We start from the raw sequence: 12185 nt of genomic DNA, 5'->3' as shown, positions 1-12185 counted from the left end.
ATTATTATTTACTTATGACTATTCCTTCTATTGTACATTTTTTTCGTAAAGATAGCTTTAGAATTTTACATATAACCCTAATTTGCATATGCATCTTTGCCTTATCTTTAGCTTATTTTGTTGAATATATATTACATTTTATACCTTGTCCTTTATGTATTTATCAAAGATTCCCATATTTATTTATCATCAAGATTTCAGTTGTAGCATTAATTATTAAAAAAATAAGCAAATATACTTTATTTTTTATCACTCTAAATTTATTAGGTGCTTGCATATTAGCAGGCTATCATAGTACCGTAGAAAGGGGAATAGTTAATCCAAGTGTTCTTTGTTCAACTTTAATCCATATTCCTAAACACTTATCAATCCAAGATATTAAAGAGATATTTTATAGCCAACCGATCACGAGTTGTACCAAAGCAACAGTTAAATTATTTGGCATATCGATGACAGAATGGAATTTGTTACTAAATCTCTCTTTATTATTTGGTGTACTCCTTACTTGGTTTTATCCTAAGAGGCAGCCTCCTATATCTGAAAACAATATCATTATAGAATAAAATTTGACTAGCACTAAGTATAAATTTAAAAAAATATAATAATTTTTTAAATATTTTATATAGCTAACTCGAGAAGGTTTTAGTCATAGTAAACTAACATCATTACGAGGAAGATTGCATAAGTGTCAGTTCAAGAAAACAATAATTGAGAAACCGTCATTGCGAGGAGACCGTAGGTCGACGAAGCAATCCAGAAAAGTGATTAAAAATGGATTGCCACGCCACCTATGGTGGCTCGCAATGACGACTTTACTAGATTCCGCACCGAAGCGGGAATGATGGTATGGACGAGTGAAGCGAAATATGCTTTACTTGTACGGAGTCAGCTGAAAAATAGTTTTCAGCTGCTCCAAATTAAATAATAATTTAATTAATAGGTCCATACCATGATAAATAATAGCATAAAAAATACTATAATAGGAATAGATTTAGCAAAAAATAGTATGCACTTGATGCAAGTCGATCAAAATGGCAAAAAAATAGGTTACCAAAAAGTTACAAGAGATGAGTTAATAGCCTATTTAAGCAATCTCGATAAAAGTTCATTGGTAGCTATGGAAGCATGTGGAGGAGCTAATTATTGGTCACAGGAAATTGCTAAGCTTGGTTTGCAAGTCAAACTAATGAAAAAAAAAGATGTAAAAGTTTATGCTACATCGAAACAGAAAAATGATTATAACGATGCGTTAGCAATATGCAAAGCGGCTCGTGATCCAGAATTAAAAACTGTGCTACTAAAAAGCAAGGAGGAACAAGATATAAAATTCTTGCATAAAATTAGAAGTAATACGATCAGAGATCGTGTGCAAAAAACTAATTCTACAATATCAAGTTTATGTGAATATGGCTATAATACAAAATTAAGTAAAAATAAATTTTGCAAATCATGTAGGCTGGAGGTAGAGTTAGCGTATAGTAAAGGTTATATAAATTCTGGGATAAGGTCAATTTTACTTTTAGAATGTAAAGAAATTGAGGATTTATATGACAAAGAAAAAACTTTAGAAAAGCTGATTATCAGCAATAATAAGCAAAGTGAGAAAGCTACTAGGTTGCAGACAATTTTTGGCATTGGAGCAATCAATGCTAGTTGTTTGAGTGTAGCCCCAATGGAAAGTTATCCAACCCCGAGGGATTTTGCTGCTTCGCTTGGTTTGGTACCAAAACAACATAGCTCAGGAGATAAGATAGTTTTAGGAGGGATTACCAAACAAGGAGATAGATATGCCAGAACTATGTTGATTCAAGCCGCAAGGACAATAGCAATAAGAGCAAAAAGTGATAAGGAATCAAAAGATAAACTAGTGCAGTGGGCAGTGAAGAAATTTGCTGAAAATAAATCATATAATATTATATGTGTTGGTTTAGCAAATAAGTTAGCAAGGATTGCTTATGCAGTAGTCACCAATGGTAGCGAATATGTTGCAAATTAGTTTAGTTGGAAAAAAAGAAGAAACTATGTCAACTAAATAAAAATTGGTAATTGATAAATATTGTGAGTAAAGAATAGTAACAATAAAGAGAACGAAAGTTAAAGAGTTAATGAATAAGTATTCTGAATAAAATCCGTAATTATGTCGAGGCTCTAGAAGCCGTGGGAATGAGAGGTCACTCAAGGATATTTATAAGAATGCAGAAACCATTATGGCACTTGATGCCGAATATATGACCGCTTCCTTTGTGGCTCTATTTTTTTATTTTCTTTGTTGACAAATTCACTCGTCCATATATGACAGATTTTGCGTTTAAAGATAGATATCGTGACTCGGATATATTCAAATTTCCTTCAAACAACCTACTATATAAAATTAATCACTTTTCCACTTAGTGGAAGAAAATTTTATAGTATACTCAAATAATCACTTATATTGACTATATAGGATTTTTTATACTTGCAAAGTAAACATACATCAATAGAATTAGACCATTAAATTATAAGAGGGATTTATGCTCAATAACATTAACTTCATCAGTAAGGAATTATCAAATAATCAAGCAACTATAGTGTTTATTAGTGAACAGCTGAAATTAGACAGTAATTTATTATTACTTGATCAACAACATCATGGTTTAATTTCTAAAACTATTCAAAATAAATTACTATTTACTGGAAAATTTGGACAAATTAAAATTGTTAATTCTATCGCTAAGGATGGAGAAATAAAATATTTAATTATGGTTGGCACCGGTGATGAAACAAAATTAACAACCTCTTGCATTGAAGAGCTTGGAGGAAGAATCTTATCCTGTAGTACTTGCAGTAAAATTAGTACTATTGGCATAAAAATTTCTCATAATATCGGACAACATCAACCAGCTATTGTTGCTTCTCTTATAGCTAGCGGCTGTTTGCTTGCTTCATATAGATTTGATAAATACAAAACTACTCAAAGTGAAGGAGAAAAATTTGTTGTAGACTCTCTTGAGATTTCTATAGATGATCAGTCTAAAGCAGAGGAATTGTTTAATGATAAAAGATCATTAGCTGAGGCAGTATTTTTTGCCAGAGATATGATAAATGAACCAGCCAATATAAAAACTCCTCAATCTTACTCTGAAAAAATATTAGAACTTCTTGAACCGCTAGGAGTTGAAATTATCATTATCGGTGAAAGAGAAATGAAAAATCTTGGTATGGGAGCTTTACTTGGTGTTGGACAAGGTTCACAAAATGAATCCAAACTTGTAGTAATGCAATATAATGGCTTGGATGATGATACCCCACCTGTCGCTTTTGTTGGTAAAGGGGTTACTTTTGATAGTGGTGGGATTTCTATTAAACCAGCAGCCAATATGGGAGATATGAAATATGATATGGCCGGTTCAGCTGCAGTAGTTGGAGCAATCATGGCTTTGGCTAGTCGTAATGCACAAGTTAATGTGGTCGGGGTTGTTGGTCTGGTAGAAAATATGCCTTCAGGCAATGCTCAACGACCAGGAGATGTGGTAACCACTATGTCCAAAAAAACAGTGGTGGTGGATAATACTGATGCAGAAGGTCGGTTAGTCTTGGCTGATGCAATTTGGTATACTCAAGAAAAGTTTAAGCCTCAATGTGTAATCGATCTGGCTACCCTTACTGGAGCTATTGTTGTCGCTCTTGGTAAAACTTATGCTGGGTGCTTTACCAATAATGATGAATTAGCTGGTAAGCTAATAGATGTTGGCAATAAAGTTAATGAAAAATTATGGCGTATGCCTCTACATAAAGATTTTGATGAGATGATAAAGTCAGACATTGCTGATCTTGCTAATATTGGTAACGTTCCTGGAGCCGCTGGTAGTTGTACAGCAGCTCAGTTTATAGGGAATTTTATTAAAGAAGGTATGGTTTGGGCACATCTTGATATTGCCGGTGTTGCCTATAATAAAAAAGGTAATCCCCTTGGTCCTAGAGGAGCAGTAGGTTATGGTGTAAGACTTCTTAATCAATTTATTCAAGATCACTATGAAAAATAATCAAACAAATCGTATTTTTGTACTTGGGGCTGAAAAAGGTGGAGCTGGTAAAAGTACCTGCTCCATGCATCTAATTACCGGTTTATTGTATAATGGTTATACGGTGGCTAGTATTGATACTGATTCACGTCAGGGGTCTTTAACAAATTATTTAAAGAACAGAGATGATTACAATTTAAAAAACCCGGACAATACGGTTAAAACTTCTCAGCATTTTCATTTGACTGAAAGTCAAGAACAAGTCGTTGCACTTAAAGAAGAGGACGAAAGAACTAGGTTTGAACAGATAATTGAACAGACAAAAAATGCTGATTATCTAGTAATCGATACGCCAGGAAGCTACTCTTTCTTATCTAGATTAGCCCATTCTTATGCTGATACGGTAATTACTCCAATTAACGACAGTTTTCTTGATTTTGATGTATTAGCCAAAGTTAACGCTGACAATTTGTCAATTATTGCCCCATCAATCTATAGTCAAATGATTTGGGAGCAAAAGATGCAGAAAGCTAATCGTAATGGCGAGACAATTAACTGGATTGTTATGCGTAATCGATTAAGCAACTTGGATGCATTAAATAAAAGAAAAGTGGGAGCTGCTCTTGAACAATTAGCAAAAAGAATTAGCTTTAAGATTGCTCCAGGCTTTAGTGAAAGAGTAATTTTTCGGGAATTATTTTTACAAGGGCTAACATTACTTGACTTAACAACAGCTAATCATGGTAAAACACTTAGTATATCTCATGTAGCTGCTCGTCAAGAATTGCGAGATTTTTTAAACTTTCTTGGTATATGAGGCACAACTGTTGAAAGTTAGAAGAGGAAGCGGTTTTAGACCGGATAGTTTAAAAATCGTATGTGGTCAACGTCATTGCGAGCGAACATATGTGAGCGTGGCAATCCATAAATTGTCATATGGATTGCTTCGACCATTACATGGGTTCGCAATGGCGTATATGTTATTGGCTTTGTTGCATGAATCAGATTTTGAAAGTGTTGTTTAATTTTTGTCAAAAATCAGGCAAATTTTTTGGTATCCGGCATGCCGAGTTTTGTCATGATATTAAGAATATTAGCAGCTACTTTACTTTCGGTTTTTTGGTTTAAAAAAGTTCTAGATTTTAATTTGTTTCCTATAATTGATTTGTAACGGTAGATAGCGTTTTCTGCTTTGGCTCGCCTGCCGTAGTTGGTATGTTTTTGCCATCGCTTTCGTCCTTGTTCCATAAGACGAATATTGTCTAATCTTAATTTAGAGTCATCGGGCATTTCTGCTCTGAACCCTAAGTTTGGCGGTACTACTGCTTTTATAGGAATTTCATTACCATGTTGATTCTGATGGGCGATTAATGCTTTGTATGTAGAGGGTTGGTCATATGCTCCGTCAGCTAGTACGGTATCTATTGGACTATCAATTTCCTCAAGTAATGTGCCTATCGTAGCACAATCACTAATATTGTGAGTCGTTAATTCAGAGCTTGCAATATATCCGTTTTCATCAACAGCGATATGAAGCTTTCTCCACGATTTCCTTGCTTTCAGTGCGTATTTTTCTTCCTGCCACTCCTGCTCGCCGTAAATCTTTATACCGGTACTATCGACGCAAAGCGTTACGGGATCACGATTTGCCCTACGGTGCCGTGACACTTTAAGTTTTTTTGTTCTTCTTGAAATAGTAGTATAATCAGGCGTTTTGAGCTCGAGATTCAGCAGTTTTATAATTGATTCTACAAAACCTTCGGTTTGCCGTAAATGCTGTTTGTATACTAATCCAAGCCTCACGCATGTCTCAATAGCAAGATCGGAATAGATCGCTTGACCGCCCCGCTTCTTATGTACGGATACGGGATTATTCCATTTTGCTACCGCTTCCCCTGAAAACCAAATTATTAGACTACCACGATTTTTTAATGATTGATCGTACTCACGTGAATTACTGATTTTGTATTTAGCTCGGGCAAATTTATGACGATAAGGATATTGGTGTTTGTTCGGCATATTTACCTTAAAAAAAGAGGATATCTTAACTCCTTAACTTTACTATTTCCACTGCTTTTTTTATTTATTCAAAAACTCGATTTACTCCAAATTCCGATTCATGCAACAAAGCCCGTAAAATGTACCAAAATCGAAGAATGGCGCACCCTAAGGGATTCGAACCTTTGACCTACGGATTAGAAATCCGTTGCTCTATCCAGCTGAGCTAAGGGTGCGTATATTCGCAAGCTTTCAAGAATTGCTTTTTACAAATATCATGGTCAGTTCTTTGTCATTCATTTTTATAATTCTTTAAATCTCAAAAGCAATATATTTTCAAAAAATAATTCTTCAAAGCATTTGACTATAGATACAAAGCTGTTTGTTTTATATCAGCTAAGATTATCTTTTTCAAGTGTAAAAAATAATAATTTTTTAACATAACCATGATTGATTGAAGAAAATTAACTGTATTATTTTCAAGTTCTATTACGAATTTGCTGTTGAGATGATGTCTTGGGCATTGATGATATTATCTTAGTTGGTGTATTGGTTATATGACGTTTTAAGTTACTCTGAATTTGCTTTAATTCACTATTATGTATTAGCAAGTCACTTGCCTCAGAGGGAATAGTTTGCGATATATTGATATTACATCCTTGATTCTTTGCTACTTCTTGTAGCATTGCTTCATATTGACCCTTGGTCACCGGGATAGTGTAAATATGCTTCCCTCTTTGTATATATCCCATAGCATTTTTATCATCACTGGTAAACTTTAATGATAATGGGTTGGTTATTTCTACTAGTTTTCCTTGCTCGTTATAGTGAGTAGTAAAATAAAGTGCCTTTGAGACCTCAATATTTTCACCTTTCTCATTTTGCACTGGAAATGAAAGATGCACTGCTGTACCAGATGGTTTGATGGCTAATGGCAAATTAATATTGCGATAATTGCTAATCTCTGTTTCCGTTACTCCATCTTCTAAAATTACTTTAGTAGAGGTTTTAACCTTAGTTTCTGTTAATTTAAATAATTCTTCATCTTTGACTTTAATAACCCTTGACCTGGTATCAGTGGTATTGTCTATTGGTGTTTGATTGCTCCAAGTTAACGGTTTGAAATTATTAGCATGGTGGATTTTTGCATAGCTTTGCACTTCATCATTCATTGCTTGAGTCACAGTACTCTTTGTAATAGAGCTAGCCCAGGTTTTTTGTATTAATTCGTTGTTATTTTCTACAAATTCTTTAAATTGCTGAGAATTAATAGCAAGATTAGCCACTGAGATTGCTGTAATATTTGCTTCAGCAAGGATGTTTTTTAATGTTGTTTGTTGTTTAGCAATAATTTCTTGCCTAAAAGCCAATGTTACCAAATCTACTTTAATCGGGGCTACTATGGCTGGTACTATTTCAGATGGAGCTACTTTGTAGGGTGCAGTCTGTTCAGTAGCTTGAGTTTCAGTAGTTGTTGTTATCGCATCACTAATATGCATAACATCTAGTGCTTTTTTATAGTCAATTGATGAGAAATTGGGAACGTCGTCACTCGTCGCTTGCCTATTACTTATAGGCGTCGCTCCATCGCTCCTGCTACCCAATCCTCCTGAATTGACTATAGATATTGGTACAGATAGATCAGTTCTTTCTAAAGTAGGGTTTGTTAGTGCTTTTTTTTGCTCTTTTACTATTTGAGCTATTTCTTTAATTAACAGTACTTCTCGAGTTTTATTACCTAAAATATAATCTATATATTTTTCTTTAGTTCTTTTTCTTAGTCTTAGTTTTTTGCTTTGATCAATTATATTACTAAAATAATCAAACTGTTCATTGATTAATTTTTTTAATTCTGGCTTATTAATTTTTCCCCTTGTTACTAAAAGACCGAGCTTAATTTGCAACCCGTATTCTTTTAATGATTGTTGTCTCTTTTGCATAGTTTCTTTAAGAGCATCTTTAATATCAGCAATCTTTATATTTTCTGGAGATATATTGTTAAATTTTTGGCTCATTGCCATTTTTGCCCAATTTGCTAGGGCTTTATCACTATAATATTTTGATAATTCAACGAAGCTATTGTCAATAGTATTGTTTAAATCAACTTGTGCAGTATCAAGTAAACCTTTTACAAATAAATCATTATACTTTAGGGTACTTGGAAATTCTCTAAAATGATTAGTTGGTCCTAGTAAGGGTAGATGTCTAGACCAAGAATGTGGACGTATCTCATCATCTAATTGGTCAAAACTTCCAGCAAAATCTAACCTAACTAGTCTAGGAGGGATAGTAGAATTGTTAGGATCTCTTACAACTCCTATATTACCTGTATGAATATCAAAATCGCCTATTAATAAGCTAGTTGGAGCTATTTTATCAAAATCACTATAATGAAGTTCTTTAAAAGCTTTAGTTAAAGTTTTTGACAATAACTCTCTTGTTCCCATAAAAAATGGTCTTCCTTCTTTTGTTCGCAACCAACAGCTTGGCTTAGTTTTTGTAGACATACGGTTATCCATGTCTACATACATGTCTCCACTGTAATGTTTAAAAAACTCAGATTGCACATATACTTCAGACCCATCATTTTGCATTCCTCTTTGCTGATTTACTTTTTCGGTAAGATGATTAGGTACAATGAGCGAAACTTTGGCACCATGCTCTGGATTTGTTGCTTGAAAAATTTGGGAACCCAAAAACTCTGATATATTTTTTTCAGCTTTATTTTCCTTTTTAATCATAAACAGAATATCATTTTGGCTACTATATATTCCACCTAATTCTCCAGCTTCATTAGCTCCAGCTTCCTTTTTTTTGTAATATTGCAAATTGGTAAATTCTGACATTTATTATCCCTACTTAGTTAACCTGAATTTGATATAACCTATTGCAAATTCGGTTATATCTATAAATATAACAGATTTTTATGCTCCACTAATAGCTATTTTCATTATTTTTGCGATATTGCTTATTTTTTTCGTTCGGCAGATCAAACAAATATGTAAAATTAGCCGAGAGCGAGATAAGAAAAATAAAACTAATAGCTATGAACAAGAGAATGTGTTTATGATAACAAGTCTCGGAAGCAAGTTTAATCCAAAGAGCTTGCTAAAGTTCAATAAGAATCATTGGTCATGTGAGAATAATTTGAATTGGGTCAAAGATACAGTTTTTGGGGAAGATAAGTCAACTATAAGTATAGGAAAGGCTCCCTTGGTAATGTCATTACTCCGGGCAATAACTATTTCTGTAATAACTTTATTTTCAAACAAAATTACTGAAACCAGAGAAAATTTTAATAATTATAGATACAAACTATTTAAAGTTATGGCAACTTAAAGTTGCGACTTTTAAATCGCCCTGCTGGATTGCTTAATTATAGTTGCTAAACATGTTTAATTGAACTAATATTAATCTTAGTAAACAGTAGAGCAAACTTTATGTATCCAGTAAACATTACTTCTGCAAAAGCTCACTTGTCATCTCTACTAAAAGAAGTAGAAGACAAAAATGAAGAGGTTATTATTGAAAGAGCAGGGAAACCAATTGCTAAAATCATTAAATATAATCCTATGAAATCTATTAATAGGCTTGGGATATTTAAAGATAAAATTAAAATAACTAAAGATTTTGACAAATGGTCTGAAGAAATGGCAACAAGGTTAGGGATAAAGGACTAGTTGCGAAATTATTACTTGATACTCATACCTTAATATGGGCATTGTCTGAACCAGAAAAATTACCCCCTAAAATTACTAAATTACTTACCGATGTTAATAACATTATTTTTCTAGTGTTGTTTCTTTATGGGAATTACAAATAAAAAAATCACTAGGAAAAATTATCTTACCTGATGCATTTGCACTTCAGTTACAAGAATGTGGGTATGAATTACTAAATGTTACTCCGGAACATATCTTGAAATTAGAAAATATTCCACTTTTACACAGAGATCCTTTTGACAGAATGCTTATTGCACAAAGTTTATTTGAAAAGATGCCTTTAGTTACAAAGGATTCCGAAATACTAAGATATGATTTAGAGTTTATAAAATTTTAAGTCATCAAACCTCTAATATTTTGGTGGTTAATAACATAGGCTTTGTTGCATGAATCGGAATTTGGAGTAAATCGAGTTTTTGAATAAATAAAAAAAGCAGTGGAAATAGTAAAGTTAAGGAGTTAAGATATCCTCTTTTTTTAAGGTAAATATGCCGAACAAACACCAATATCCTTATCGTCATAAATTTGCCCGAGCTAAATACAAAATCAGTAATTCACGTGAGTACGATCAATCATTAAAAAATCGTGGTAGTCTAATAATTTGGTTTTCAGGGGAAGCGGTAGCAAAATGGAATAATCCCGTATCCGTACATAAGAAGCGGGGCGGTCAAGCGATCTATTCCGATCTTGCTATTGAGACATGCGTGAGGCTTGGATTAGTATACAAACAGCATTTACGGCAAACCGAAGGTTTTGTAGAATCAATTATAAAACTGCTGAATCTCGAGCTCAAAACGCCTGATTATACTACTATTTCAAGAAGAACAAAAAAACTTAAAGTGTCACGGCACCGTAGGGCAAATCGTGATCCCGTAACGCTTTGCGTCGATAGTACCGGTATAAAGATTTACGGCGAGCAGGAGTGGCAGGAAGAAAAATACGCACTGAAAGCAAGGAAATCGTGGAGAAAGCTTCATATCGCTGTTGATGAAAACGGATATATTGCAAGCTCTGAATTAACGACTCACAATATTAGTGATTGTGCTACGATAGGCACATTACTTGAGGAAATTGATAGTCCAATAGATACCGTACTAGCTGACGGAGCATATGACCAACCCTCTACATACAAAGCATTAATCGCCCATCAGAATCAACATGGTAATGAAATTCCTATAAAAGCAGTAGTACCGCCAAACTTAGGGTTCAGAGCAGAAATGCCCGATGACTCTAAATTAAGATTAGACAATATTCGTCTTATGGAACAAGGACGAAAGCGATGGCAAAAACATACCAACTACGGCAGGCGAGCCAAAGCAGAAAACGCTATCTACCGTTACAAATCAATTATAGGAAACAAATTAAAATCTAGAACTTTTTTAAACCAAAAAACCGAAAGTAAAGTAGCTGCTAATATTCTTAATATCATGACAAAACTCGGCATGCCGGATACCAAAAAATTTGCCTGATTTTTGACAAAAATTAAACAACACTTTCAAAATCTGATTCATGCAACAAAGCCGGTTTATATAGGCGTAATATTAATCCGGAAGTGATCTTAACTTCTCAGCAATTTAGTAAGAATTATTATCATCTGGTTAATTTTATCAAAGTTGAGTTATTATTTTGTCTTGGGCTGATGTTTGGTATTTTTGTACTAATTTTCCTACTTTGGACAAAATTTGGTAAGTCTGTATCAATAGAAAAACAAATCAGCGGTAGTACTATCAAATCTTCCAAAGAAATCACTAATTATTTAAATAAAGCTAATAAAGCAAGTAAATTCATTGTAGGTGATATGCGACTTGTTAAAGAGTATACTTGCAGCAAAACTGCGTAACACTATCTAATTTCTTTGCTAGTATGAATTTATTGTATAAATTTGGATTTCTACTATGCAAATATCACCGATTAATAAAAAACAGATTAATAAAAAAACTAGTTGAAAAAGTAGCAGTCATATTATAATATTTGAAATATTAATAATAATGATAATTAATCAAATGAAAAAACCAAAAGTAGCGACCTTAAGTGCTGAAGAACGAGAAGAACTAATACAGCATGTCAAGGAAAGTTCATTAACGGGAGATGAACAGCAAACGATAGTAGAGCTTGTGAAATTTTGTAACGAGCTAATAGACAAGCTAGCATCATCAAATATCAGTATAAATAAGCTTAAGGAAATGCTGATTGGTTTTAAGGCAGATCACAAAAAAAAGATAGTTCAGATTCATTAAAAGAACCGCCAGGTGAATCTGATAACGGGAATGGTGGTAATGAAGGAGAGTGCGATAAGCCCAAAAAGATAGATCGTAGTAATTGGCAAGGTAAATATGGGTTTGATGATTATAAGGATGCGAATACCAGCTATTTAACTCCTGAGAATTTTTGTAGTGGTGATAGCTGTCCTCACTGCTATAATGGCAAACTATATAATAGTGAAGCTAGAAAATTGCTACAATTT

12 protein-coding genes and 1 tRNA gene are annotated in these 12185 nt (G+C 33.5%); 10 read left to right on the top strand and 3 right to left on the bottom strand.

Annotated elements, in window-relative coordinates:
- Positions 1 to 14 precede the first annotated feature (14 nt).
- The 4 genes from ACQH6S_RS07300 to ACQH6S_RS07285 all read left to right on the top strand — a co-directional run bounded on the left by ACQH6S_RS07300 (position 15) and on the right by ACQH6S_RS07285 (position 4818).
- The gene (locus tag ACQH6S_RS07300; RefSeq protein WP_094648781.1) at positions 15 to 563 is read left to right on the top strand and encodes a disulfide bond formation protein B; all 549 of its coding nucleotides are present in this window, start codon (positions 15 to 17) and stop codon (positions 561 to 563) included.
- Positions 564 to 949: 386 nt separating this feature from the next.
- Entirely contained in the window at positions 950 to 1996 is a 1047-nt protein-coding gene (locus tag ACQH6S_RS07295) for an IS110 family transposase (protein WP_425360152.1), read from the top strand.
- Between the two features lie 514 nt (positions 1997 to 2510).
- Positions 2511 to 4022, top strand: coding sequence for a leucyl aminopeptidase (locus ACQH6S_RS07290; protein ID WP_425360325.1), 1512 nt, complete (start codon positions 2511 to 2513; stop codon positions 4020 to 4022).
- Entirely contained in the window at positions 4012 to 4818 is an 807-nt protein-coding gene (locus ACQH6S_RS07285) for a division plane positioning ATPase MipZ (protein WP_094648779.1), read from the top strand. The genes ACQH6S_RS07290 and ACQH6S_RS07285 overlap by 11 nt, the downstream gene beginning before the upstream one ends.
- 221 nt (positions 4819 to 5039) lie before the next feature.
- On the opposite strand, the gene ACQH6S_RS07280 is transcribed toward ACQH6S_RS07285, so the two are convergent.
- From ACQH6S_RS07280 to ACQH6S_RS07270, 3 genes are all read right to left on the bottom strand, one after another.
- Complete coding sequence (locus tag ACQH6S_RS07280; RefSeq protein ID WP_094649552.1) at positions 5040 to 6020, bottom strand: IS5 family transposase; 981 nt, start codon at positions 6018 to 6020, stop codon at positions 5040 to 5042.
- 138 nt (positions 6021 to 6158) lie between these two features.
- Positions 6159 to 6235, bottom strand: a tRNA-Arg gene (locus ACQH6S_RS07275).
- Between the two features lie 243 nt (positions 6236 to 6478).
- Positions 6479 to 8845: a Sca4 family protein gene (locus ACQH6S_RS07270; RefSeq protein ID WP_425360326.1), complete on the bottom strand. Its 2367-nt coding sequence runs from the start codon at positions 8843 to 8845 to the stop codon at positions 6479 to 6481.
- Between the two features lie 220 nt (positions 8846 to 9065).
- Between ACQH6S_RS07270 and ACQH6S_RS07265 the strand changes: the two genes are divergently transcribed.
- The 6 genes from ACQH6S_RS07265 (at position 9066) to ACQH6S_RS07240 (ending at position 11958) form a co-directional block, all read left to right on the top strand.
- Positions 9066 to 9338, top strand: coding sequence for a hypothetical protein (locus ACQH6S_RS07265; protein ID WP_341748984.1), 273 nt, complete (start codon positions 9066 to 9068; stop codon positions 9336 to 9338).
- 101 nt (positions 9339 to 9439) lie between these two features.
- On the top strand, positions 9440 to 9679 hold the full coding sequence (locus ACQH6S_RS07260) for a type II toxin-antitoxin system Phd/YefM family antitoxin (RefSeq protein WP_094648777.1): 240 nt from the start codon (positions 9440 to 9442) through the stop codon (positions 9677 to 9679).
- Positions 9680 to 9818: 139 nt separating this feature from the next.
- Positions 9819 to 10058: a type II toxin-antitoxin system VapC family toxin gene (locus ACQH6S_RS07255; protein WP_425360905.1), complete on the top strand. Its 240-nt coding sequence runs from the start codon at positions 9819 to 9821 to the stop codon at positions 10056 to 10058.
- 151 nt (positions 10059 to 10209) lie between these two features.
- On the top strand, positions 10210 to 11190 hold the full coding sequence (locus tag ACQH6S_RS07250; RefSeq protein ID WP_094649552.1) for an IS5 family transposase: 981 nt from the start codon (positions 10210 to 10212) through the stop codon (positions 11188 to 11190).
- Positions 11191 to 11273: 83 nt separating this feature from the next.
- Positions 11274 to 11561 (top strand): hypothetical protein, encoded by a 288-nt coding sequence (locus ACQH6S_RS07245; RefSeq protein ID WP_425364468.1) that lies wholly within the window; start codon positions 11274 to 11276, stop codon positions 11559 to 11561.
- 148 nt (positions 11562 to 11709) lie between these two features.
- Positions 11710 to 11958, top strand: a complete 249-nt coding sequence (locus ACQH6S_RS07240; protein ID WP_341758049.1) for a hypothetical protein — start codon at positions 11710 to 11712, stop codon at positions 11956 to 11958.
- Positions 11959 to 12185: the final 227 nt, after the last annotated feature.

This window comes from Candidatus Tisiphia endosymbiont of Mystacides longicornis, assembly GCF_964031095.1.
Taxonomy (GTDB): domain Bacteria; phylum Pseudomonadota; class Alphaproteobacteria; order Rickettsiales; family Rickettsiaceae; genus Tisiphia.
This window is presented reverse-complemented; position numbering and strand designations above follow the sequence as displayed.